This is a genomic window from Streptomyces sp. NPDC016851, assembly GCF_055562795.1.
The window spans coordinates 149713-174911 of the sequence record NZ_JBVHEP010000013.1; the positions used below are offsets into that span (position 1 = coordinate 149713).

Below are 25199 nucleotides of genomic sequence, written 5' to 3' on the forward strand. Positions count from 1 at the left end.
CGGAAAGGCCCCTCGCCATGCGCAGCGCTTCGACGGAACACCCGAGCAGCGAGCGCCCACAGCGCCCCGACGCCCCGTCCGGGGTCGCCCGGACCACGCCGCTCACGGCCCTGGACCGAGTGCCCTGGGGCGACATCCAGGACTCCACCGGTTCTGCGGCGGCCATTCCCCTCCTGCTCAACGGCATCGCCTGGGGTGACGCCGACACGGCCCGCTCGGCTCTCGACGACCTGCGCAGGCGGATCTGCCAGTTCGGCTTCGTCGTGGAGCAGGCGACGGCCGCCACGGTTCCCTTCCTGTGGGAGCTGGCGAAACTGCCGCAGGTGACCTGCCGTGCTCAGATCATCCGGCTGCTCAAGAGCATCGCCGACGCCCGGCAGTGGGAGAGCACCGCCGCCGTCTATCCCAAGCTGCTGAACCGCCGGGAGAACCCGGTGGTGTGGGAGCGTGCTGCCCGCCAGGCGGTGCGGGCCCGGCGCGGTGAGCTCGGCCGGCTGATGGCGGACGAGGACTCGGAGATCGCCCGGGCCACGACCGAGCTCGCCCGTTCCCTGAGCGCCTGACAGTATGCGGGCGCCCGTGCGCCGGGAGTCGTGACGAAACGGTGAGGACCCCCTGCCACCATGGGTGATGCCCCTCGCCTCGCGCGGCCGGGCAGTGTAGACATGGCACATGGTCCGACTCTTGGGTCGATCCGGGACTCGAGCGCCCCTGCGGCCCGGCGCTGCGCCGTCCGCTCGGCAGCGGCGGGAGGCGGGCCCGTCGCGGTGGCAACCGGTGGCGGGACTGCGGTCGGTGCTGGGCGGACGCAGCGTCGCCGGACAGGTGTTCCTGCTCGTCGTGGTGATCGTGCTGCTGCTGGTGGTGGCGGCCGTCGTGGCGCTGGTCCTGCAAGTGCGGCACGACACGACCCAGGAAGCCCGCAACCGTTCCCTCGCCGTCGCGGAGACCTTCGCCAACGCGCCGGGCACGGTCGAGGCGCTGGAGGGCCCCGACCCGGCGGCGGTGCTCCAGCCGCGGGCCGAGGCCGCCCGTGAGCAGTCGAAGGTCGACTTCATCGTCGTCATGAACACCGACGGGATCCGCTACTCGCACCCCAAGCCGGACCGCATCGGGAAGAAGTTCGTGGGGACGATCGCGCCCGCGCTGGCCGGGAAGGCGGTGACCGAGGAGATCGAAGGCACCATCGGCCCCCTTGTCCAGGCCGTGGTGCCGGTGAAGGACGCCGACGGGCAGGTCGTGGGGCTGGTGTCCGCGGGAGTCACGACCAAGAACATCGGCGGGACCGCCGATCGTCAGCTGCCGCTCGTGCTGTCCGCCGCCGCGGCGGCGCTCGCCCTGGCGACGGCGGGTGCCGCGCTGGTGAGCCGGCGGCTGCTGCGCCAGACGCACGGGCTCGGGCCACATGAGATGACCCGGATGTACGAACACCACGACGCCGTGCTGCACGCCGTCCGGGAGGGCGTGCTCATCGTCGACGACGGGGGCACCCTGCTGCTCGCCAACGACGAGGCGCACCGGCTGCTCGGACTGCCCACCGACGCCGAGGGCCGGCACGTGCTCAGCCTGGGGCTCGACCCCGGCACCGCCGAGCTGCTGGCCTCCGGGCGCGACGCCACCGACGAGGTGCATCTCGTCGGGGACCGGCTCCTCGCCGTCAACCAGCGCACCACGGACCGTGCGGGCGTCCCGCCCGGCAGCGTCGCCACACTCCGCGACTCCACCGAGCTGCGCGCCCTGTCCGGCCGGGCCGAGACCGCGCGGGAACGGCTCAACATGCTGTACGACGCCGGGGTGGGCATCGGCACCAGCCTGGACGTGACCCGCACGGCCGAGGAGCTGACCGAGCTGGCGGTGCCCCGGTTCGCCGACTTCGCCACCGTCGACCTTTTCGACGCCGTCCTGGGCGGCGGACAGCCCGACGCGGCGACCGCGCTCAGCCGTGCGGCCCTCAGCGGGGTCCGCAAGGACGCTCCCCTCTACCCGGTCGGCGAGCGGATCAGGTTCGTCGACTCCTCTCCGCAGGGCCGCAGCCTCGACACCGGCCGGCCGGTGCTGGAACCCCGGCTGAGCGAGGCCCCAGGCTGGCAGGCACAGGACTTCGAGCGCTCCGCGCAGATCGTGGAGTACGGCATCCACTCCCTGATCACCGTGCCGCTGCGGGCCGGCTCCCTGCTGCTCGGCGTGGTCAGCTTCTGGCGCTGCGAGAAGCCGGAGCCCTTCGACACGGACGAACTGGCCCTGGCGGAGGAACTGGTCGCGCGGGCCGCCGTCTCCATCGACAACGCGCGCCGCTACACCCGCGAGCACAGCATGGCGGTCACGCTCCAGCGCAGCCTGCTCCCGCGGAACCTGCCCGAGCAGGACGCCCTGGAGATCGCCTACCGCTACCTGCCCGCGCAGGCCGGCGTGGGCGGCGACTGGTTCGACGTGCTGCCACTGTCGGGCGCCCGGGTCGCGCTCGTGGTCGGGGACGTCGTGGGCCACGGGCTGCACGCGGCGGCGACCATGGGGCGGCTGCGCACCGCGGTGCACAACTTCTCCGCCCTCGACCTGCCGCCCGACGAACTCATCGCCCTGCTGGACGAGCTGGTCGGCCGCATCGACCAGGACGAGACGGAGGAGGAGGGAAGCGCCCCGGTCACCGGCGCGACCTGTCTGTACGCCGTGTACGACCCGGTCTCCCGGCGCTGCACCGTGGCACGGGCGGGGCATCCCCCGCCGGCGCTGGTCCACCCCGACGGCAGTGTCGAGTTCCCCGACGTGCCCGCCGGTCCCCCGCTCGGGCTCGGCGGTCTGCCGTTCGAGACGGCGGAGCTGGAGCTGGCGGAGGGCAGCCGGCTCGTCCTCTACACCGACGGGCTGGTCGAGGACCGGCAGCGGGACATCGACGTCGGTCTCGACATGCTGCGCGACGCGCTGGGCCGGGCCGGCCAGTCCCCCGAGGAGACCTGCCGGACCGTCCTCGACTCGCAGCTCACGGCCCGCTCCAGCGACGACATCGCCCTGCTCGTCGCCCGCACCCGGGCGCTCGCCCCCGACCGGGTCGCCGAGTGGCCGGTGCCGGCCGACCCGGCGGCCGTGGGCGAGGTACGGGCGGCGGTCACCCGGCAGCTGGCTCAGTGGGGACTGGACGAGCTGACGTTCACCACGGAGCTGATCCTGAGCGAGCTGGTCACCAACGCGCTGCGGTACGGCGGCGGTCCCATCCACGTCCGGGTGCTGCGCGACCGCAACCTGATCTGCGAGGTCTCCGACAGCAGCAGCACGTCGCCGCGGCTGCGGTACGCGACGATGACGGACGAGGGCGGGCGGGGGCTGTTCCTGGTCGCGCAGCTCGCCGAGCGCTGGGGGACGCGCTATCTGCCCGCCGGCAAGGTGATCTGGGCGGAGCAGCCGTTGCCGTGAGCGGGCCAGCAAGGCCGTCTACGGTCGCCCATAAGGCCACCTACGGTCGGCCATAAAGTCGCCTTATGAGCTCATAGACCGGACCCGCGTACCAACTTAGGCATGCCTCAGTTTAGGCTTCACGGCGAGATCACTTGTCGCCGCTCGAAGGGAACCTGACCATGCCCCGCCCCCTGCGGGTAGCCATCGTCGGATCCGGCCCCGCCGGGATCTACGCCGCCGACGCCCTGCTCAAGTCCCAGGTGGCCGCCGAACCCGGCGTGTCCATCGACATCTTCGAGCGCATGCCGGCGCCGTTCGGCCTGATCCGTTACGGCGTCGCGCCCGACCACCCGCGGATCAAGGGCATCATCACCGCCCTGCACCAGGTCCTCGACAAGCCGCAGATCCGGCTCTTCGGCAACGTGGACTACGGCACCGACATCAGCCTGGACGACCTGCGCGCGTTCTACGACGGCGTGATCTTCGCCACCGGCGCGACGGCGGACCGGGCGCTGTCCCTCCCGGGCATCGACCTCGGCGGCTCCTACGGCGCCGCGGACTTCGTGTCCTGGTACGACGGCCACCCGGACGTGCCGCGCACCTGGCCGCTGGAGGCGGAGAAGGTCGCCGTGCTCGGCGTCGGCAACGTCGCGCTCGACATCGCGCGCGTCCTCGCCAAGACGGCGGACGAGCTGCTTCCGACGGAGATCCCGCCGAACGTCTACGAGGGTCTGAAGGCCAACCGGGCCAAGGAGATCCACGTGTTCGGCCGCCGCGGCCCGGCGCAGGCGAAGTTCAGCCCGATGGAGCTGCGGGAGCTGGACCACTCCCCCAACATCGAGGTCATCGTCGACCCCGAGGACATCGACTACGACGAGGGCTCGATCGCGACCCGGCGCGGCAACAAGCAGGCCGACATGGTCGCCAAGACCCTGGAGAACTGGGCGATCCGGGACGTCGGCGACCGGCCCCACAAGCTCTTCCTGCACTTCTTCGAGTCGCCGGTGGAGATCCTGGGCGAGGACGGCAAGGTCGTCGGCCTGCGCACCGAGCGCACGGAACTCGACGGCACCGGCAACGTCAAGGGCACGAGCACGTTCAAGACCTGGGACGTCGGCGCGGTCTACCGTGCCGTCGGCTACCTATCCGACAAACTCCCCAAGCTGCCCTGGGACCTCGACTCCGGCACCGTCCCCGACGAGGGCGGCCGGGTCATGCAGGAGACCGGCGAGCACCTGCAGTCCACGTACGTCACCGGCTGGATCCGGCGCGGCCCGGTGGGCCTCATCGGCCACACCAAGGGCGACGCGAACGAGACGGTGGCCAACCTGCTGGACGACTACGCGAACGGCCGGCTGCACACGCCCGCCTCCCCCGGCCTCGAGGCCGTGGACGCGTTCCTCGCCGAGCGGAACATCCGCTTCACCACGTGGGACGGCTGGTACCGGCTGGACGCCGCGGAGAAGGCGCTGGGCGAGCCGGAAGGACGCGAGCGCGTGAAGCTCGTCGAGCGTGAGGACATGCTGCGGGCCAGCGGCGCCTGACGCCGTATACACCCCGCGGGCGGGTCCGGTGGCAATGTCACCGGACCCGCCCTTATGCGTGCTTGAACCGTGTACGATCCGGATGCTTCACCGAACCATCACATTGCCTTCACCAGAGGGCCATGCAGGGGGGACGAACGTCCATGCGTATACGCCTTGTCGCGGCCACGGCCGTCGCTGCCGGAACACTGACCGCCCTCACGGCGGTTCCGGCCCAGGCCGCCGAGTACGACTCCGCGCTGAAGATCCGCGGCATCCAGTACGACGCGCCCGGGAGGGACTCCAACCGCTGCTCGACGGGGAACACCGACGAGGAGTACCTGACCATCAAGAACTACTCGCGGTCGACGACGGTGAACCTCAAGGGGTACGTCGTGAAGGACGCCGCGGGGAACAAGTTCACCTTCACCGCGAGCCACACGCTCCAGCCGGGTGACTACGTGAAGCTGCGCGGCGGCAACGGGACCGACTCCGACGCGAACAACGTCGTGTACCGCGACAACTGCAACTTCATGTGGAACAACGACAAGGACACGATCTACGTGTACAAGCCGTCCGGCAGCCGCGCCGACGTGCACTCGTACACCCAGAGCGGCTCCGACAAGGACCGCAACGGGTACATCACCTTCCACGGCTGAGCCTTTTGCCGAACCGGCAACAGGCTTGGTGTGCGTCGCGGCGGGCGCTGCATGATCGATGGACCGAGCGCCCCTTTCCGGAATGCGGGAGGATCCATGCCGCAGACGTCCGCCGTCGACCACACCCATCGCCTGGTGCCTTCACCGGCCGGCCGCCTTCACCTCGTCGAGCAGGGTGACGGGCCACTGGTCCTGCTCCTGCACGGGTTCCCCGAGTCCTGGTACGCCTGGCGGCACCAGCTGCCGGCCCTGGCCGCCGCGGGCTACCGCGCGGTGGCCGTCGATGTGCGCGGCTACGGGCGCTCGTCCCGGCCCGCGCAGGTGGACGCCTACCGGATGCTCGAGCTGGTGGCCGACACCGTCGCCGTCGTGGAGGCGCTGGGCGAGCGGTCCGCTGTGCTCGTCGGGCACGACTGGGGCGCGACCATCGCCGCGACGTCCGCGCTGGTCCGGCCGGACGTGTTCCGCGCGGTCGCGCTGCTGAGCGTGCCCTACACCCCGCCCGGCGGGCCCAGACCCAGCGAGGTCTTCGCGCGGATGGGCGGCGAGGAGGAGTTCTACGTCTCCTACTTCCAGGAGCCCGGCCGGGCCGAGGCGGAGATCGAGCCCGATGTGCGCGGCTGGCTCGGGGGCTTCTACGCGGCACTGTCCCCGGACACGATGCCGGAGGCCGACCCGCACTTCGTGGCGCGCGGAGGCCGGCTGCGCGACCGCTTCCCCGTGGGCCGGCTGCCGCACTGGCTGAGCGAGGCCGATCTCGACGTCTACGCCGGGGAGTTCGAGCGCACGGGCATGACCGGCGCCCTGAACCGCTACCGGAACATGGACCGGGACTGGGAGGACCTGGCGGACTTCGCCGGCGCCCCCGTCACGCAGCCGTCGCTGTTCATCGGCGGCGGTCTGGACGCGTCCACGACCTGGCTGTCCGACGCGATCGCGGCGTACCCGACCACGCTGCCCGCACTGACGGCTTCTCACATCCTCGACGGCTGCGGACACTTCCTCCAGCAGGAGCGTCCCGCCGAGACCAACCGACTGCTGATCGAGTGGCTGAAGGGTCTTCCCGCCTAGGATTTCGGGCTGGGCAGCCCCCGCGCCCACCACGAGCACGTCCAGGGGTCCGTCATGGGACCCACCGTAGGCGCCGGCTCCCGGCATGCCGGGGCCCTCCGCGACGTGTCCGTGGCGGAGGGCTCCCGTCCGGTGGTGCCGGCTCAGACCTCCAGGTCGTTCTCGATCCGGCGGAGCTGGTGGCGGGCCATCGCCAGGTTCGCGCGGCTCGCGTCGAGCACGAGGTACAGGAACAGTCCGCTGCCGCCGCGTCCCCTGAGCAGACGGATGAGGTGGTACTGGGAGTTCAGGGTGATCAGGATGTCCTCGATCTCCTCCTTCAGGCCCAGGAGTTCCATGGTGCGCAGCTTGGCCCGTACGACGTCGGTGTTGCCGGCGGCGGCGACTTCCAGGTTGAAGTCCTTGCTGCCGCCGAGGGTGCCGAGCGCCATGCCGCTGGTGTAGTCGACGAGTGCCACGGCCGTCGCTCCGTCGATGGAGCTCAGGCATTCCTTCAGCGCGGTCTCCGTGTTGGCCATGCGGGCGGTTCCTTTCGTTCGGTGTTTCTTCGGTGGGCCGGTGATTCCGGTGGTTCGGGTGGCTCAGTGGGTCGGGTGGCTCGGGTGGCTCAGATGCCGGTCTGCGGGCGCGGCTGGTGGGTGGGCCGCTGCGGCGTGCGGACCGGGAGGGTGCCGATGGGGCGGGCCGTGGCCGGAGGCGCGGCCGCGAGGTGTTCGGCGGGCGCGGGCCGGTCGGCGTGGCGGCCGGTGCCCGGCCCGACGTGCGTGGCCACCAGGTCGGCGATCCGGGCGCCGGCGCGCCGGCCCTCCAGGTGGAGGCGGCCTACGTTGACGCGGTCCTCGGCGAGGAGGGTGAGGACCGCGGTCGTCCCGGCCGCGTAGGTGGCGACGTAGCCTCCGGAGCCGCGCACCAGCAGTTCGCGGAAGTCGCCGCGAGCGGCGGCGTCGGTCATGCGGTGGGCGACGCCGAGGGCGGCGGCGGTGAGCGCCGCGAGTCCCTCCGGTTCGGTGTCCGGGACGTCGTGGGAGAGGACGAGTCCGTCGACGGTGGCCGCGAGCGAACCGGTCAGGCGGGGTATGCGGGTGCGGAGCCGACGCAGTTCGTCGAGGACGTCGGTCTCGACGGCCATGAGCAGTCTCCTTTCGGCACGCTGTCGTCGCGCGCGGATCACAGTGCCTCCAAGGCGTGCAGGAGCCGTCGCAGCAGTGCGGTGTCGGGCTCGTCCGGTGCCGTGGGACGAGGGGCGGGGCCCGGCTCGGCGGACACGGGTGCGGGGGCAAGGGCGGTGGCGGGAGCAGAGGCTGGGGTGTTGGCGGAGGAAGGGGCGTCGGCGGGGGCGGGGACTTTGGGGGCGATCAGCCCGGCGGCGGCCAGGCGGCGGAGTTCCACGAGGGTGTGGAAGGTGCGGCTGGCGAGGGCGGTGGCGATCTGGGCGGCGGTGCGGACACCGTCGACCTGGGCGAGGGTGCGGCTGCGGCGGGCCGGCAGGTCCGCCGGGTCCGTGCCGGGGACGCGGGCGAGCGGGGCGAGGTCGATGGCGGGTTCGGGCCATATGCGGTGCAGCAGTTCACGGCGGCGTCTCGACTCGCGCAGGACGCTGTCCACCGGCACGGAACGGACCGCGCCGAGCCAGTGCGCGGCGCCGGGGCGGAAGCGGAGGGCCGGTCCGTCGTGGGCGAGGACGAAGTACGCCGCGTCGAAGAGGGCGCCCAGGTGGCACAGTTCGAGCGCGCCCGCGGCGAGGTGGCCGCTGTCCACCAGCCGACGGCCGACGCGGCACTCGCGGCCGGCCTCGTCGATGGCCTCCCACCAGCCGTCCGGGGCGAGTGCGCCGCTGTGGGTGAGCAGATCGCCGATGTCGGGGGTGAGGGCGGATTCGACATGGACGACGTGTCCCGCGGCCAGGTAGACGATTCCCGCCTCGGTCGACAGGGCGCCGCTCGCGCCCTGTGCGGCAAGGGTGCCGAGCAGGGCCGAGGCCGGTTCGTCCGTGCGTGCGGTCCGGGTCGGCGTGATCATCCGAGCACCAGTCTGTCCGCCATCTCGGCCAGCCGGATGCGGGCCAGGGCGAGGTTGCCCTCGCCGCGGTCGAGCCATAAGTGCAGGAACACGGTGCTGTCGAAAGTCGTGGTGACGAACCTGAGCAGGTGGTACGAGTCGGTGTTCGTGATGATCAGGTCCTGTACAGGTGGTTCCTTGCCGGACGCTCCGCCCGCGTCGCCACCGGCCGGGGCGAACACGCCGCTCTCCGTGGCGAGACGGGCGAGTTCGGCGGTTTCCGCGGCCGCCGCCTCCAGGTCGCCGCCCGGTGCGTCACCCACCGCGCCCAGGGCCAGACCGCTGATCCAGTCGACCACCGCCGCCCCTCGCGCACCGGGCAGCCGCATGGCCTCCAGCAGACTCTCGTCGATTCCGGGCACGCCGAATCCCCCTCCCCTGCACGGCCGTTCCCGCGAACGTGAGCACGACACTACGGAACGTACTCGGTCCAGGTGAAGGCTTTGGCATTTTCCAAACGAATGTGCCGGAACCGAGCGGAAGGCGATCAGGGTCGGACGGAAGCGAGCAGGAGCCGTCGCAGCAATCAGGGCTGGGCGCAGGCCTGGCGCATCCCGTGCGTTCCCTGCCCTTCATGCTGACCATCGGCAGCGAGCCACGCAGGGGTGTCACCCGTCACGGCGTGGCGGGCGCCGCGGACGGCGCTCAGCAGGGTTCCCAGGACTGCGGAAACTTGTGGATGCCCTCCGTCTCCAGCCCCTGGACGACAGCGGTGCAGGAGATGCCCAGCTTCTCGACGGCGTCGAGGTCGGCGCGGGCCTGCTCGTAGGTGCCCGCGATGGAGTCGCCGGTGATCTCACCATGGTCGGCGACGACGGCACCGCCAGACTCATCCGAAGGGGGTGGGCGTCACGCGGTCCTGCTCCGGTGTGCGCGGTTCGCTCCGGGGGTAGACGCGAGGCACATGCCCCTCGAGAGCGGCGAGCAGCATGAAAGAGCCCTACATGATCATTCCACTTGAGAATCAGGCGGCGCTGAGGCCCGCCGCGTTGTGCGCGCCTTTCTCGCCCGCTTCCCGCTGAACGGCCCGCCCGTGCCCGCCTCTCCGGCCCTGGACGCGGAACTCGTCGTCAGCGAGCTCGTCACGAACGCTGCCCCGTTCCCACTGGGCCCAGGAGGCAGGCCCCCGTCCCATCCACGTGCAACGCAGCACAGAACAGGACGAGCAGATGACCACAACCTTAGCCGCCGTCTTGGAGGCACCAGGTGCCGCTTTCGCTCTCCAGGAGATCCAACTCGACGAACCGCACCCGAATGAGGTGCTGGTTCGCGTGCTCGCGACCGGGCTGTGCCACACCGACCTCACTGTCCAGGCCGGCCACCTCCCGTTCGCCCTTCCCGGTGTGCTCGGTCACGAGGGTGCCGGAGTGGTCGAACGCGTCGGCGGCGATGTGACCCGAGTCAGGCCGGGCGATCATGTCGTCCTGTCCTTCACCTCCTGCGGGCGGTGCTCCCACTGCCGCGCCGGCCACCCCGCCTACTGCGCGACCTGGATCCCTGCCAACATCTTCAACGGCGGAGTCCGCACCGACGGAACCCATCCGCTGAGTCGCGACGGGCAGCCGATCGGCGGGCGATTCTTCGGCCAGTCCTCCTTCTCCGCCCATGCGCTGGCCGACGAGCGCAGTGTCGTGCGTGTTGACGACGACATGCCGTTTGAGCTCCTCGCCCCCTTGGGCTGCGGTATCCAGACGGGTGCCGGGACCGTGCTGAACGTCCTCAAGCCGTCTCCCGGCAGCTCGCTGGCCATCTTCGGAGTGGGCGCGGTGGGCTTCGCGGCGCTGATGGCAGCAGTCCTCAGTCCCCTGGGTACCGTCGTCGCCGTGGACAGGGTCGAATCCCGCCTGACCCTGGCCAAGGAACTCGGGGCGACGCACACGGTGCACGCGGCCACCGACGACGTGTCCGCGGTGCTGCGGGAAATCACCGGCGGAGCGGGCCTGGACTACGCGATCGACACCACGGCGAACATGACCGTCCTGCGCTCCGCGATCGACTCTCTCGGCGCCCGCGGTACCTGTGCCGTAGTCGGCGCGGCTCCCATGGGGACCGAGCTGCCCGTGGACGTGACCGACATCCTCGCCGGCAAGAAGATCGTCGGAGTGACCGAGGGCGACGCAGATCCGGAGGCTCTCATCCCGCTTCTCACCTCCCTGCACCGGCAGGGCCGCCTGCCCCTGGACACGTTGGTACGCCAGTACTCCATCGCCGACATCAACAAGGCGGCAGCCGACGTGCACCACGGCGAGACCATCAAGCCGGTTCTGGTCTTCGACCATGCGTGATCGACCGGGGCGTGCCCCCTGCGGCTTGGGTTCCAGGAATCGCGGATCGGGCCGTGAATCCGCAAGGGTCTACGGGAACACCCTGTTCCCGAGCCGAGAGGTCATGCAGTTGGCAAGGAGGGCTGCGAGTTCTTGTGCCGCGAGCAAGGTCGGATAGCGGTCCTTGATCCAGTGAGGGCGGAGCCGGACGCGGGCGACTTCGGCGAGGATGTCGAGTCCGGTCTCCTCACTTCTGCCGTTCGGAGTCGGGGTCGGCATGCCATCGAAGCTCTGGGCCCAGACGAAGCAGACGTGTGCCAGGGCGGTGCGGCGGGATCCGGGAGCCGCGCCGAACAGTTTGTGCAGCAGGCCGAAGGCAGTTCCGTCGGCTGGAGCGTCGTGAAGCATCGCGGCAATTTCCTGCTCGGCACCCTTTGCTTGCTGTCTGATGCGCTCGGTCAGCTGGTCGAGCGCACGGTCGAGGAGTGTCCGGTCCGGGGCGGGGTTTGTGAGGAGTGCGGGATCGCACAGGATGTGCGCGGTCGCTGGGTCGGCGATGTTGAGTTCGACCATTGCCTCTTCGATGGTGCGGCCGGTGGCTGCTGCGAGGTGGGCGACCCGGGCGCCGGCTTCGTGGCCGTAGAAGGCGGCGACGATTGCGGACAGGCCCAGGGAGCGTTCTGGTTCCATGAGGTGATCAGGGCGCATGCCGTGCACGCAGCGGTCGGCGAGCAGACGGGCGGCGGCGGTGAGCAGGCCGCAGGAGTCCAGAAGGTTGGCAGCGATGACGGTCTCCCAGACGTTGAGGTCCAGATCAGCGGCGGCCATGGCGGCTGTGACCGCTTGGTCGTTGCCGCGGATCTGGAAGCCGATCTGGATCACGGTCTCGGGGACGACGGGGTTGATCTTGCCGGGCATGATCGAGGAGCCGTCTTGGAGGGCGGGGAGCACCAACTCGCCGAAGCCGCCACGCGGACCCGAGGCCAGCAACCGCAAGTCCTGGGCGAGCTTCGCGAGCTGGACGGCAGCGTTCCTGATCGTCGCAGCAGTGCTCAGGTGGTCACCGTGCTGCAACTGGGCCAAGGGGGCGGGGTGGGCGCGTACCGGTAGCCCGGTCACCTCACCGAGGTGTCGGTGTACGGCTTCGTCGAATCCCGGTGCGGCGCCGACGCCGGTGCCGACGGCCGTGGCGCCGAGCGGTGTGGAGAGGCATTCGGCAGCGCTGGCGTGCAGGTCCGTGCCGCAGCGGTTGATGGTCTGCGCGTATCCGCGGAAGGTCTGTCCGAAGGTCACGGGCAGCGCGTCGCGCAGGCACGTGCGAGCCGTTCGTACGATTCCCTCGTGGGCGGCGGCCCAGGAGCGGAGGTTGTCGGCGAGAGTGTCCACGGCTTGTGCTGCGGCGGTGAGCTCGGTGTGCAGCGCCAGGTTGAGTGCGGTCGGCAGGGTGTCGTTCGTCGACTGGCAGGCGTTCACGTCGTCGAGTGGATGGACCTGTCTGCCGAGCAGTTCGGCCGCCCGCCCGGCCAGCAGTTCGTTCAGTTCCATGTTGAGGCCGATGCCGCCCCCGCCGGCGAGGAGGTCGGCGGTGAGCAGCGAGGTGTGACGCCCGGCGATCACCTCGTCGGCGGCTGTCGTGATCGCGCCAGCGAGCTCTGCTGAAAGCACACCGGTATCGGCATTGGCGAGAGCGGCCGCTTTCTTGACCTGTGCGTAGGCGACGGTCAGCGCGGGCTCGCTCCCCCAGGGGCGTCCCCGCTGGGGCAGCAGCCGGTGCGCTGTCGCGTCGTGTGTTCCGGTCACCGGGCGAAGGTCGCGAGCGCGATCAGCTCGGGGCCGGTGAGATCGGACGGGCTTAATTCGACGTTGTCGTAGACGCCGGTGACGGTGAAGCCTGCGTCGGTGAGCAGGGCCGTCAGTTCTGCGGGGAAGAACTGACGCAGTTGCACGAAGTCGTCCTCCTCGGAGCCGTCGGCGAACGTCCAGTGCCGGCGGCGGGTCAGGAGCTGACGGCCGCGGTCGAGGTCGTAGTCGGCGTGGCCGGTCGCCTGCACACCCGCGGTGTCGATCGTGAAGTGGCGGCGCAGGGTGTCCCAGGCGTAGCCGTTCACGGTCTCCAGCAGGAGGCGAGCGCCCGGGGCGCAGTGCGCCGCCAGACGCCTCAGTGCTCCGACTATGTCGCTGTGGGAGTGCAGGTTCGACAGGGGAAACCCGAAGCTGGTGATGAGGTCGAAGGTGGTGCCGAGGTCGAAGGTGCGCATGTCGGCTGCCACGAATGTGGGTCCGGGGTACGTTGTCGACGCGTAGTCGATCATCGCGGGCTGGAAGTCGATGCCGGTGCACTGGTGCCCGTCGGCAGCGAGCATCGCGAGGTCCCGCCCAGTGCCGCAGCCGATGTCGAGGATCCGGGCCGGAGCGCCTCGGAGGGCCAACATCTGGCGGCAGCAGTCGAGATAGGAGCGGTCGGGGCCGTGGAAGACCGCTTCGTAGAGCTGCGGTTCGCGGTACAGGTAGTTCCAGATGGTGACGCCCCGTGCGGCGGCCTCCGTGGCCAGTCGCGGGTGCCGCTCGGTTCGGATCGTTATGTTGTTCTTCACCATTTCCCTCTGATCCTGTCTATGTGGGTGTGCCCTTGTGTGGCTGTTGGCCGGTGGTTGTCGAGTGAGGTGGATGGTTGTCGTTGAGCGAGACGGCGACGGCCCGATCTCCGCTACCCAGGACGGCTCTCCCGCAGGAACTCGGCTACTCGAAATCCCAGTTCAATCGACTGGGCCGCGTTCAGACGCGGATCGCAAGCCGTCTCGTAACGAGTACCGAGGTGATCATCGAGAATTTCCTCCAGATCTCCGCCCAGGCATTCCGTGATGTCGTCGCCGGTGAGTTCAAGGTGGATCCCGCCCGGGTGTGTTCCTTCTTCCTTGTGCACGGAGAAGAACTCTGCAATCTCGGTGGCAATATCTGCCAGGCGGCGCGTCTTGTAGCCACTTTCGGACACGAATGTGTTGCCGTGCATCGGGTCGCACGCCCAAACCGGGGTGTGACCGGCGTTCCGTACGGCACGCAGCAGCGGTGGCAGTACCTTTTCCGCTCGTCCGGCCCCCAATCGGCTGATCAGCGTCAGACGCCCAGCCGTACGCTCGGGATCCAAGCGTTCGCACAGAGCACGCAGTTGATGCGGAGTGGCGGACGGGCCCACTTTGACACCGATCGGGTTGTCAATGCCGGACAGCAACTCGACATGGGCACCGTCGAGCTGGCGCGTTCGTTCACCGACCCACAGCATGTGCGCGCTGGTGTCGAACCAGGCCCCCCGGCTCTCCTCATACCTGATCAGCGCTTGTTCATAAGGAAGCAGCAGAGCCTCGTGCGAGGTGTAGAACTGGACCTGGTGCAGCTCCGCCAGCGAGCGGGTGTCCACCCCGCATGCGGACATGAAGCGCAGTGCACGAGTGATGTCGTCGGCCACGCTCTCATAGCGCCGACCAGCCGGGCTGCGCCGAACGAACTCCTGGTTCCAGGCGTGAGCCTGCCCGAGGTCAGCGTAGCCACCGTGGGTGAGAGCACGCAGGATGTTCAACGCCGCCGAGGAGTGGAAGTAGGCGCGCAGCAGGCGATCCGCGTCAGGTCGGCGGGCCTCTGCGGTGAACTCCGGGTCATTGACGATGTCGCCGCGGAAGGCAGGCAGTTCCACTCCGCCCACCACCTCTGTGGACCGGCTGCGTGGCTTGCCGAACTGGCCGGCGATGCGGCCGACCTTGACCACCGGCAGGCCGGAACCATAGGTGAGGAGGAGAGCGACCTGCAGGATGATGTTCAGCTTGCCGCGTACGCCCTCCTCCGTACACGAACTGAAGCGCTCGGCGCAGTCGCCGGCTTGGAGCAGAAAGCCCTCCCCGGCAGCGACCTGGGCGAGCGCCTGCCGCAGGTCGGCGATCTCGTCCGGTAAGACGAGCGGAGGCTGCGTCGACAGCGTGTCCGACACCCGCCGCATGAGCTGTGCGTCGGGCCACTCCGGCTGCTGCACCGCGGGACAGGAGCGCCAGGAGGACGGGCTCCAACGTGGCCGAAGTGGCTGACTCGCCGTGTCCGCCGCAGCCGAGAGGGGAACCGTGAGCGACGGGTGCGTACCGCTGACTGTCATGGGGGCCAATTCCTTAATCTCCGATGCGGGGTCTCCGGCCCGCACAAGCAGTTCCCCGACGGGGACGGCATCCCACGCCGACCTCCGCCGCGCGCCGGGCGTCCTCGACATGGCGGATGCCGGCGGGAGGGGCGGGGGTCGCCCTTATGCCGGGGTTGCGACGATGACACTGGTGGGCGAGGAGGTGGGCCGGGTCTCGACGTGACGCAGGCCCGCCTGTTCGAGCAGGGCGACGAACTCCGCCTCAGTGCGGCTCTGCCCGGTCAGCAACGTCATCATCACGATGTCCTCGAACTTGCCGAAGTGTGGCGCGTCGCCCTCGGGGAGCACTTCGTCGATGATGACCAACCTGCCGCGCCCGCCCATGGCCTCCCGCACGTTGCGCAGGATCGTGACGGAGTCCCTGTCGTCCCAGTCGTGGAGGATCCACGAGAGAACGTAGGCGTCGCCGCCGGTGGGCACCGACTGCAGGAAGTCGCCACCGACACACCGCACCCGCTCGGACAGCCCCGCCGCGGACAGATGCGCCGCGGCTTCCTGCACCACCCTGGGCAGGTCGAACACGACGGCTCCCAATGTCGGGTAGCGCTCCAGCAGGGTGCCGGCCAGGGTCCCCCTTCCACCTCCCACGTCGACCAGGACCTCCACATCGGAAAGGTCATAGGAATCGAGGGTCGCCGAGTTGAACATGCGGGACATGCTCGACATGGCACCGTTGAACAGGGCGGCCACCTGCGGACGGTCGGCGAAAAAGCTCCACCAGTCCTGACCGTTCACGTGGTCGAACGAGGGCTTTCCGGTGCGCAGACTGTGAATCAGATTGTTGAAGGCACTCTGGCGCTCGGGCATACCGACATAGCGCGCGACGTCGCGCATCGAGCCGGGCACATCACTGCGTAGGGTCTCTGCCAGCGGAGTCAAGGCGAAGTGCCTCGGCGTCGGCTCGGTGAACACTCCGACGCTTGCCAACGCCCGCAGGGCGCGATAGAGGGCGTTCGCGTCGCTGCCGGTGGCTGCCGCCAGTGTGTCGACGTGACGTGGAGTGTCGCCGACCTCATCGGCGACACCCAACTCGGCCACCGCGATGAGCAACTGACTGACCAAAGAGCTGTACAGCATTTCATACATGCGAACGGCGGGTGGAGTATCACCGCGCTCGCCCGATGCGGATACTCCGGGGATGTCGGGAATACTCTCGGCCATGATGTCCTCTCTCGGGTCGGAATGCAGTACTGGGCCGCATGCGTCAGGAACGGGGCTTCAGTTTGCCGACGCCGGCCTCATAGGGATCGATCTGATCACGAACTCGCACCCGGCGAGGATCAGCCGCGTCCAACTCCAAGGGGGTCAGACGATGCGGCCTGCCTGCTGACGATGAATGATCCAGGCAATGCCGCGGCATCATGCGCTCCCCTCTCTGATGCGACTCACGGAAGGACGTCGAGGTACTCCTTGACGTCCCATTCGGTCACCGTGGCGCAGAACCGCTCCCACTCGTCATTCTTGTGGTGGTGGAACACGCGGTACATGTCGCCGGGCAATGCCTCCTGGACGACTGTGTCGGTCTCCAGAGCGCGAAGCGCGTCGCCCAGGTTCAAGGGGATCTTCTTGACCTCCTTGCCGCCGGCTATCGCGTCATAGATGTTGCGCTCTTCGGGCGGCCCGGGGTCGAGATTGCGCTGGATCCCGTCCTGCATCGCTTTCAGCAGCGCCGCGCAGGACAGGTAGGGGTTGACGGCCGAGTCGACGGAGCGGTACTCGAACCTCCCGGGGGCACTCACCCGCAGCGCGGTGGTCCGGTTCTGGAACCCCCAGTCGGCGAACAGCGGGGCCCAGAACCCGGCATCCCAGAACCTCCGGTAGGAGTTGACCGTCGGAGCGGTGATACATGTCAGGGCTTCCACGTGCTCCAGAACTCCGCCGATGGCATGCAACCCGGTCTTGCTCGGCAGCCGGGGGTCGTCCCCTTCAGGGAGGAAGACGTTCTCGTCTCCTTGCCACAGTGAAATGTTGTGGTGGCACCCATTCGCGGACGAACCCATGAACGGCTTCGGCATGAAGCACGGATACAGGTTCATCTCCCGGCCTACCTGGCGGCATATCTGCCGGTAGACGGTGAGATTGTCCGCGGTCACATCGGCGTCGTCGAATGCGAAGTTCAGCTCCAACTGGCCCGGGGCGTCCTCGTGATCGCCCTGGATCATCGTCAGCCCCATCGCCTCGCCGTACTCGATGACTCGATGAATCACAGGCTGCAGCTCGGCGAACTGGTCGATGTGGTAGCAGTAGGGCCGCGTCTTGCCGTCGACGGACGGGGTACCGTCCGGATTGAGTTTCAGCCACATCATCTCGGGCTCGGTGCCTATACGCAGCCGCAGGCCGGTCTCACGCTGGAAGTCTTCGTGGATCCGCCTCAGGTTGCCGCGGCAGTCGGAAGTCAGGAAGGCGCCCGGATCGTCTTCTTCCTCGCGGCCTCGGAACAGGGTGCAGAACACGCGCGCGGTGCTCGGATCCCAGGGGAGGATCCGGAACGTCTCGGGTTCGGGAATGCCCACCAGCTCCCGGGCCTCGGCGCCGTACCCGATGTACTCACCGGACCGGTCGGTGAACAGGTTGGCGGTCGCGCCATAGACGAGTTGGAAGCCCGTGTCGGCGAACTTCCCCCAGCAGTGCGCGGGAGCGCCTTTGCCCAGCACACGTCCGGTGACCGAGACGAACTGGAAGTAGATGTACTTGACGTTGTGCTCGTCGATCAGCCTTCGGACCCGTTCGACCTCCTCGCTCCGCCCCGGCCGGTCGACGAATTCTTCGAGATCCGTGCTCACGTTGACTCCTAGATGATCGATTCCGTGCAGCGGGTGTCCATGGCAGAGGAGGAACCCAGGGGTGTCCATTCCTTGTCGCCGGCGTCGCTGACCGGGCGGCGGCAGGACCTGTCCTTGGCCTGGGTTGCCTCGTCGGTGGGAGTGCGGACCACACCGGGCATTTCCCCGTACCGCGTCGATCTGCCGTTTGAGCCCGGCCATGGACAGCGTGTTGGCGAAGACCACCTCGGCGTGCTCAGCGGCCAGTCGCTGTTCCCTGGGCTAGCCGCCGGCCCGCAAGACGGCCGGGGTGCGCTGGGGCGGGGCTCGCGGAGCGCGATGCCGATGTAGCCCCGGTTGCTCTCATGGCGCCACGGTCCTGCGGACACGTGAGCCGGGCCCTGGAAATCAAAGGCCGACAGGAGCATACGCCGCGAGGTCATTGCCCTTCTCCGTTCAAGGAGGTGCACGTGGGTTGTGGTCGGGCGAACCGCGGATCAGGGACGCCGCGTCCCTGGGCGGCGGTCGTCTCCGGTCGCGCGACGCTTCATGCGAGAAGTGGGCGTAGCACGGTGTGTGCCCAGGCGCCGAGCCCGGTGGGCGTCGTCGTCAGGAGGGAGCGCTCGTCCTCGGGCGTGAAATCCTCTCTCAGGCCGGCGGGCATGCCCACGAACCCCTCGACCTGCTTGGCGCCGAGCCCTCCCTTCAAGAGCGTCTTGCGAAGGTCGTCATCGCTGATCTCCACGGCCTCGACCGACCTGCCGGTGGACTCCGAGACGATCTCCGCCACCTGCGCGAAGGTGAGGTCGCAGGGCCCGTGGACAGCCTGTGTCCGCCGGCCTGACCAGCCTTCGTTGAGCAACCTGGCAGCGGCGACGTCTCCGATGTCGCGCGGGTCGACCCAGGGCATCGAGTAGTCGAGCGGGAACGTCGTGGCCAGGACGCCCTGTTTGAGCTGGTCGAGACTCAGCAGGAGATTCGAGAAGAAGTACCCGCAACGCAAATGGGTGACTGCGACCTCCAGCCTGTCGAGCTGCTCCTCGGTCCGGGCGAGTCCGTCGATCTCACCGACGCCGTGGCGCTTCTCGGCGCCCACGCTGCTCAGGAAGACCGTCCGGCCGATGCCGTTGTGCTGGATGGCACGTACGGCGTTGCCCCCCAGCGAGGCATACGCCTCGACCGGGTCCGGGTCAGGGGTCGGGGGGTTGACCCAGAACAGCGCGTCGACGCCTTTGGTGGCCTCTACGACCGCGTCGAGGTCACGCTGATCGCATGGCACGGCGCGGACCTTCCCGGAGACCTCCGGGCTCAGCTTGGAGGGGTCCCGGAGCAACAGCGTGGGCCGGACTCCTGCCTGGATCAGCAGCTCGGTGACGCGTGATCCCACCTTGCCGGTCGGTGTGGTGACGGCAATGTGCATGACGGTTCTCCTCTCCTCCACATTTGGAGCGGTCTTGACGCCGCTCGGCCGTAACGGCAGCGTCATCGCGCTCCACAACGGCCGGCCGCCCTGCATCGCTGCTCCGGAACGCACTGCCCGCGCGCCGACGCGATCGATCCCGCGTGGAGCTCACGATGGAATGCGTCACCGAACTTCTCGACGAACTCGGAGATGATGTCGTCCTGGTCCCTGCGCAGGTCCCGGCTCTCGCACAGCGAGTCGAGCGCCGAGCTCAGCTCGCGAGAGGTCCGCTGGGCGGCGTCGTAGGGCATGGTGGTGAACGCCACCAGCTGGTAGAGGGGCTTGTACAGCTCCGGGTACAGCTCGTGCAGCCGCCTCTCCAGCGCGCGGCGTTCGAGGAAGGACGAGTCGGCCACATGCGCCGAGAGTTCCTCCAGATTGCGCAGCGACAGTTCCGCCAGCGCGTGACCCGCCGGGACCCGCGATCGGCTGTACTCCTCGACGACGTCCTCCACCACGGCGGCACTCTCGTCGCGGGCCGCGGACCCTGCTCGCTCCAACAGCCCCGCCAGCGTGGCCGCGTCCTCGAAGCTGCAGTTGATGCCCTGCCCGAAGAACGGGACGACGACGTGCGCCGCGTCCCCGACCAGCACCGCACGCCCGTGATGGTAGGGAGCGCAGCTGACGATCCGGAGCCTGCCGGGTATGCGCGTCATCAGTTCCCGGCCGGCCTCGCTCATCCGGTCGAACACGTCGGGAAACTCCGTGGCGCAGTAGGCGCGGACCGCGTCGGGCGACGACAGGCCCGAGAACCGCCGCCGCGGACCGTCGTGTGCCAACGGCTTGAACAGGCTCGTGGTGAAGGTCCGGTCCCGATTCGGTTGGGCCTGCAGGAAATGGTCGCCCCGCGGCCACAGGTGCATGCCGGTCGGGTCGGCGTCCTGATACTCCATCGTGATCTCGGCGTAGCCGTGGTCGATGGTGTCCTGGGTCACCCACATGTCGTCGGGGTACGCGCGGGCGAGCGCTTCGCGCACCGCGCTGTTCGCCCCGTCGCAGCCCACCACCAGACCGGCGGTCACCCATGCGGTGCCGCCGCCGCGATCCTGCATCAGGGCGGCCGGACGCGCGGGGTCCACGTCGACGCACCTCTGCCCGTAGTGGATCCGGGCGCCCGCCCGCAGCGCCTGGTCCCGCAGGATGTCCTGAAGGATCCGGCGCGGGATGGACAGCAGGTGATGCGAGTCAGCAGTGCCGTAGGGCTGCGTGGAGATCGCGCCGTCACGGTGGTGGATGATCCGCTTGTCGAGCACCAGACCCTGCAGATAGAGACGACGTCTGGCCGACCGGGGCAGGCAGTCGAGCCCACGCGAGGTAAGGGTGAGGTTGAAGGAGTTGCCGGACCCCGGCTCGTCCAACGCCTCCTCGCGCTCGAAGACATCCACTTCCACGCCCTGCTGCCGCAGCAGTGTGGCCAGTGCGCAACCGACCGGGCCGGCACCGACAATCGCCACGGCGCGCCCGTCCCACTCAGGCATCCTGCTCCTCCAACGGTGCCGGGCTCGCCGACGGAACCACGCCGGCCGCACGGAAGTACTCGAACATGCGCTGAATCCATTTCGTATCCGCCGGTGGGAAGGGACATCCCACGTCGGCGAGGGCGCGACGGGATTTCCGGTCGTCGAACGAGATGTCGCCGAGGCGCATCACGCCCTCGCGCATGAGGGGCACCAACGGCCCAAGCCCCCGTTCCTGGCCGTCGGCCTCGACGCGTCGCTCCAGTGCGGCCATCCACTCGGCGGGCGGGACCGGACGCAGCACGTACCCCTCCGCGCGGATCGCCTCGAGGATCTCCGACCAGGCGAGCCCGTGCCGGTGGAACAGATGCCAGTTCTCGTTGTCCGCCTGGTCCTCGGACAACCGGACGATCGCCCTCGCCACGTGGTCCACGGGGAGCAGGTCGACGGCCGGCATCCCGGCGATGTCCTCCGGGTAGCAGCCGAGGACCGCGAATCCCCGCATCTGGAGCCAGAAGAAGTCGTCGTGCCGGCAGGCTCCGGTGCGGCTGTGCCCGCCGACGCGACCGACGCGGTGCACCGTGACCGGCAGGCCGAACTCCCGCGCCCGCAGCGCCAGGTGCTCGGCGACCCACTTGCTCTGCGAGTATCCGATCCCCAGCGACGCGGGGTCGCCGGGCACCGCATGCTCCTCGACCAGGCCCACCGTGGAGTCCGGTGGGAAGACGCCGAGGGTCGAGACCACCCGCAGGGGAGTGCGGTTGACCCCGCAGAATTCGAGCAGCCGCCGCATGCCGTCGACGTTCGTGTGTTTCACGGTGCGGTACGGGACGACGAAGTTGATGTGGGCGGCCGCGTGATAGACCTCGCTCACCCTGCGCGCCCAGGCCTCGTACTCCTCCCCGAGGCCGAGCCGGGGCCGGGACAGATCGCCGGGGCAGATCTCCACCTCGTCGATCCTGGAGGTGTCGAGCGCGAACTTCCGGAACGTCGCGCGGAGCCGCTCGCGCCCCTTCTCCTGGCTGGGAGCACGGATCAGGCAGGCAACGCGGTGGCCGGTGCGCTGCAGCTCATCGAGGAGATGGCTGCCGAGGAACCCGGTCGCACCGGTGAGCAGGACCGTGCCGTCCACCGGCCGGCGCCGCTCCCCCACGACGAGGTCTCGCAGGCGGGCCTCCTCGCGCAGGTCCGGCAGGCCGTCGGCCCGGCCGTTGCCAAGGCTGCGCACCATGCCGCGCACGGTCGGCGTACTCAGGAGCGCCGAGAGCGCGACGTCCGTGCCGAAACGCTCCTTGGCCAGCCGGTGCAGCCGGGCGGCGAGCAAGGAGTGCCCGCCCTGCTCGAAGAAGTCGAGGTCCGGTGCGGCGGGCCGGTGCCCCAGCACCTGGGTCCACAGCTCGGTCATCGCTTCCTCGGCATCGCTGAGGACCGCACCCGGCCCGGCCGCACCCCCGTCGCGGGAATCCGTCGGGGGGTCGGCTTTCAGCAACGCCTTCAGCGCCCGACGGTCGGTCTTCCCGTTCGGCGTCAGCGGCAAGACGCCGACGCGTGTGACCGTCCGAGGGATCATGTAGCCGGGCAGGACGGCACCGAGGCGCACCCGCCAGTCCGGCGGGAGCGGCGCGTCGCTCTGCGCGAACGCGTGCAGGACATGGTCACCACCCGCGGGAACGACGATCACCGCCGCCGCGTCCACGTCCAGCTCCCGCTCCAGCGCGGCCTCGACCTCACCCGGCTCGACGCGGTACCCGCGGATCTTGACCTGATCGTCCCCCCGCCCGTGGAAGTGCAGACGCCCGTCCGCCGCCAGCACGACAACGTCCCCGGTGCGGTACATCCGCTGCCCCGGGACGAACGGATCGGGGACCATGGCCCGGCTCGTCTTATCGGGCAGGCCGATGTACCCGGGCGAGACGACCGGTCCCGCCACGCACAGTTCCCCCTCGACTCCGAAAGGGGCACGCTGGGCCGCGTCGGCGTCACTGAGCACGTACGCGTCCACACCCGCGACCACCCGGCCGATCGACGGGAGGGTGGGCCACGTGTCGGGGTCCGCCGGGAGACGGTCCTCACTGCACAGGTGCGCCTCGGACGGGCCGTACGCGTTGATCAGCCGGGCCTCCGGGTTCCGCCGGAACATCTCGCGCAGGTCGTCGGTCACCACCAGGCGCTCGCCGGTGACGTACACCTCGCGCAGGTCCGGCAGGCGCCTCGCGGACGACCTCAGGACGGCGGCGAGCTCACGGAGGGCGACGTAGGGGAAGTACGCCCGCTCGACGCGCTGTCCGGCCATGAACGCGGCCAGCTGCTCGAAGTCGGTGCGCGCACCGGCCGGCGGGATGATGAGGGTGCCTCCGGTGCACAGGGTCCCGAAGACCTCCAGAGTGAACACGTCGAACGCCGGCGGCATGTACTGCAGGGTCCGCATTCGGCGGCCCGAGGAGAGGATCTCCTGGTTGCGGACCAGATTGGCCAGCGTGATCTCGGGCAGCGTGACGCCCTTGGGACGTCCCGTCGACCCGGAGGTGTAGACGATGTACGCCGCGTCCCCCGGCGTCTTCCGCTCCCCTGCGGGAACCGTTTTCTCCCGTCCGGCCCCGGGCATCTCGACGACCTCAAGGCCCTCAGGCAGCTCCACACCCGCCATGTCGATCCCGGCCGCGCGCACCAGGATCTTCGCGCCGCAGTCGTGCAGGGCGAACCTCAGCCGCTCCGGCGGATGGTCGGCGTCGAGCACGACGTAGCTGCCGCCGGCGCGGAGGATGCCGAGGATCGACACCACGAGGTCGGTACCCGGAGGCATCAGCACCGCGACGGGGGCACCGTCACGCACTCCCCGTTCCGCGAGTCCCGCCGCCACCGCCTCGGCCAGCCGTGCCAGCTCGGCGTAGTCCGTCCTCACGCCGTCCGTCACGACCGCCGGATCATCCGGTGTCGCCTCGGCGCTCGCGGTGAACAGCTCCGCCGTCAGCTCGGTGCCCAGCTCCGGCGCGCCGGCCCGACGGGCGCAGAACCGGGCGATCGCCCGCTCCTCCTCCTCACCGGTCCAGCGCAGGTCGTGGACCCGCGTGTCCGCGTCGTTCAGCACGCTCTCGACCAGCGTCCCCAGGCGCTGGGCCAGATACTCGGTGAAGCGCTCGCCGTCGTCCGCGGCCGTCGTGTGCTCGACGTTCAGCGTGTAGTGGTCCGGCGTCTCGTCCACCATGATCGCCAGATCGTATTTCGCTCCTCCTGGCACGTGCTCCCAGGTGTCCGCGCCCCACTCGCGCAGATCCAGTCGGCGGGAACCGGACGGCATCACGGTGATCATGGCGTTGAAGAGGTCGCCGGTACCGCCCACACCGGCGCCGGACGCACGCACGCCGCCCACCACCGTCTCCAGTGGGGTGTGCCGGTGCCGGAGGGCGTCGAGGATCTCCTTCTTCACGCCGCAGAGCACCTCGCGCGCGGTCATGCCGGCGCTCAGCCGGTGCCGGAGCACCACGGTGTTGGTGAGGTGCCCGAGGACCTCGGCTTCTTCGCTGTCCCGCAAGGTGACCGGGATACCGAGGAGGACGTCGTCCTGGCGAGTCTGCCGGTGCAGCAGCACGAAGCCGAGGGCGACGAAGAACATGCTGGTGGTGAGGGACTCGGCGCGGCAGAACTCGTCCACCCGCGCCGACAGCCCCTCGTCGAGGACGAGCTGTCGGGTCACGTGGCGCGCAGGGCCCTCACCCGGCAGGCCGATCGGCGGCGGGACCGGCGCGTTCGCCAGCTTGTCCCGCCAGTAGTCCGGTATCCCCTCGTTCGCCCACCGCTCGGACCAGCGTGCGTAGGACTCGACGGCCTGGCGCCGCGCCGGCACGAACGGCTCGTGACCCCCTGCCAGCGCGGTGTAGGCGGCTTCGAGCCGGCGAAGGTAGGGCTTGAAGGACATGCCGTCGAAAACGGTGTGGTGGATGTTGAACACCAGCGCACTGCGGCCCTGGGCTGCGAGGCGGAGGTGCCGCACCCGCGCGAGAGGCCCGGCGGACAGGTCGAAGGTGGTCCCCGCGACCTCCGCCACCTGCTCGGCCACCCAGTCGTCGGGGGCGGGACCGGCGTAGTCGCGCATGTCGACGAGCGGTTCGAGCTCCTCGTGCACGACCTGGCTCAGCTCACCGTCGGCGTTCATCTCGAATGTGGTGCGCAGCGCGGAGTGGGCCCGGTGCACGGCTCGTAGCGCCTCGAGGAGCACGGCATGGTCCAGCGACGTCTGCAGGCGCAGCAGCAGGGGCTGGTTGTACGCCGTGGGATCCGCGCCGTGGACGCTCGCGAACCACATGCCGGACTGGGCGGGCGAGGCGGGGAAGTGCGCTGCCCCGGTCGCCGGTCGCTTGCTCGGAGCGGTCATG

At 69.6% G+C, this 25199-nt stretch carries 18 protein-coding genes and 1 pseudogene; 6 read left to right on the plus strand and 13 right to left on the minus strand.

Features of this window, described 5'->3' with window-relative positions:
- Positions 1 to 17: 17 nt before the first annotated feature.
- From ACZ3I3_RS22160 to ACZ3I3_RS22180, 5 genes are all read left to right on the plus strand, one after another.
- Positions 18 to 563: a hypothetical protein gene (locus ACZ3I3_RS22160; protein ID WP_467367561.1), complete on the plus strand. Its 546-nt coding sequence runs from the start codon at positions 18 to 20 to the stop codon at positions 561 to 563.
- A gap of 109 nt (positions 564 to 672) precedes the next feature.
- Positions 673 to 3408 (plus strand): SpoIIE family protein phosphatase, encoded by a 2736-nt coding sequence (locus tag ACZ3I3_RS22165; RefSeq protein WP_467367563.1) that lies wholly within the window; start codon positions 673 to 675, stop codon positions 3406 to 3408.
- Between the two features lie 161 nt (positions 3409 to 3569).
- Positions 3570 to 4934, plus strand: a complete 1365-nt coding sequence (locus tag ACZ3I3_RS22170; RefSeq protein ID WP_467367565.1) for an FAD-dependent oxidoreductase — start codon at positions 3570 to 3572, stop codon at positions 4932 to 4934.
- Between the two features lie 143 nt (positions 4935 to 5077).
- Positions 5078 to 5572, plus strand: coding sequence for a lamin tail domain-containing protein (locus ACZ3I3_RS22175; protein WP_467367567.1), 495 nt, complete (start codon positions 5078 to 5080; stop codon positions 5570 to 5572).
- A gap of 96 nt (positions 5573 to 5668) precedes the next feature.
- The gene (locus tag ACZ3I3_RS22180; protein ID WP_467367569.1) at positions 5669 to 6643 is read left to right on the plus strand and encodes an alpha/beta fold hydrolase; all 975 of its coding nucleotides are present in this window, start codon (positions 5669 to 5671) and stop codon (positions 6641 to 6643) included.
- Positions 6644 to 6786: 143 nt separating this feature from the next.
- On the opposite strand, the gene ACZ3I3_RS22185 is transcribed toward ACZ3I3_RS22180, so the two are convergent.
- The 5 genes and pseudogenes from ACZ3I3_RS22185 to ACZ3I3_RS22205 all read right to left on the minus strand — a co-directional run.
- Positions 6787 to 7161 carry a hypothetical protein gene (locus ACZ3I3_RS22185; RefSeq protein ID WP_086605077.1) on the minus strand — a complete coding sequence of 125 codons (375 nt, stop codon included), beginning with the start codon at positions 7159 to 7161 and terminating at the stop codon, positions 6787 to 6789.
- A gap of 89 nt (positions 7162 to 7250) precedes the next feature.
- Positions 7251 to 7772 carry a roadblock/LC7 domain-containing protein gene (locus ACZ3I3_RS22190; RefSeq protein ID WP_467367571.1) on the minus strand — a complete coding sequence of 174 codons (522 nt, stop codon included), beginning with the start codon at positions 7770 to 7772 and terminating at the stop codon, positions 7251 to 7253.
- A 38-nt stretch (positions 7773 to 7810) separates the two neighbouring features.
- The gene (locus ACZ3I3_RS22195) at positions 7811 to 8662 is read right to left on the minus strand and encodes a hypothetical protein (protein WP_467367573.1); all 852 of its coding nucleotides are present in this window, start codon (positions 8660 to 8662) and stop codon (positions 7811 to 7813) included.
- Positions 8659 to 9063, minus strand: coding sequence for a hypothetical protein (locus ACZ3I3_RS22200; protein WP_467367575.1), 405 nt, complete (start codon positions 9061 to 9063; stop codon positions 8659 to 8661). The genes ACZ3I3_RS22195 and ACZ3I3_RS22200 overlap by 4 nt, the downstream gene beginning before the upstream one ends.
- Positions 9064 to 9358: 295 nt before the next feature.
- Positions 9359 to 9508: pseudogene (locus ACZ3I3_RS22205) on the minus strand (transaldolase); the annotation flags it as partial.
- 362 nt (positions 9509 to 9870) lie between these two features.
- On the opposite strand from ACZ3I3_RS22205, the gene ACZ3I3_RS22210 reads away from it, so the two are divergent.
- Positions 9871 to 10986, plus strand: a complete 1116-nt coding sequence (locus ACZ3I3_RS22210; protein ID WP_467367577.1) for an NAD(P)-dependent alcohol dehydrogenase — start codon at positions 9871 to 9873, stop codon at positions 10984 to 10986.
- 69 nt (positions 10987 to 11055) lie between these two features.
- On the opposite strand, the gene ACZ3I3_RS22215 is transcribed toward ACZ3I3_RS22210, so the two are convergent.
- From ACZ3I3_RS22215 to ACZ3I3_RS22250, 8 genes are all read right to left on the minus strand, one after another.
- Positions 11056 to 12765 (minus strand): lyase family protein, encoded by a 1710-nt coding sequence (locus ACZ3I3_RS22215; RefSeq protein ID WP_467367579.1) that lies wholly within the window; start codon positions 12763 to 12765, stop codon positions 11056 to 11058.
- On the minus strand, positions 12762 to 13562 hold the full coding sequence (locus tag ACZ3I3_RS22220) for a class I SAM-dependent methyltransferase (RefSeq protein ID WP_467367581.1): 801 nt from the start codon (positions 13560 to 13562) through the stop codon (positions 12762 to 12764). Before ACZ3I3_RS22220 ends, ACZ3I3_RS22215 begins: the two co-directional genes overlap by 4 nt.
- A gap of 110 nt (positions 13563 to 13672) precedes the next feature.
- Complete coding sequence (locus ACZ3I3_RS22225) at positions 13673 to 15103, minus strand: class II 3-deoxy-7-phosphoheptulonate synthase (protein WP_467367583.1); 1431 nt, start codon at positions 15101 to 15103, stop codon at positions 13673 to 13675.
- 144 nt (positions 15104 to 15247) lie between these two features.
- Positions 15248 to 16306: a methyltransferase gene (locus ACZ3I3_RS22230; protein WP_467367585.1), complete on the minus strand. Its 1059-nt coding sequence runs from the start codon at positions 16304 to 16306 to the stop codon at positions 15248 to 15250.
- A 224-nt stretch (positions 16307 to 16530) separates the two neighbouring features.
- Positions 16531 to 17997 (minus strand): glutamine synthetase family protein, encoded by a 1467-nt coding sequence (locus ACZ3I3_RS22235; protein ID WP_467367587.1) that lies wholly within the window; start codon positions 17995 to 17997, stop codon positions 16531 to 16533.
- A gap of 457 nt (positions 17998 to 18454) precedes the next feature.
- Complete coding sequence (locus tag ACZ3I3_RS22240) at positions 18455 to 19327, minus strand: NmrA family NAD(P)-binding protein (RefSeq protein ID WP_467367589.1); 873 nt, start codon at positions 19325 to 19327, stop codon at positions 18455 to 18457.
- Between the two features lie 62 nt (positions 19328 to 19389).
- A complete protein-coding gene (locus tag ACZ3I3_RS22245) occupies positions 19390 to 20847 on the minus strand; it encodes an FAD-dependent oxidoreductase (protein WP_467367591.1) in 1458 nt (485 codons plus the stop codon).
- Positions 20840 to 25198, minus strand: coding sequence for a non-ribosomal peptide synthetase (locus ACZ3I3_RS22250; protein ID WP_467367593.1), 4359 nt, complete (start codon positions 25196 to 25198; stop codon positions 20840 to 20842). Before ACZ3I3_RS22250 ends, ACZ3I3_RS22245 begins: the two co-directional genes overlap by 8 nt.
- Position 25199: the final 1 nt, after the last annotated feature.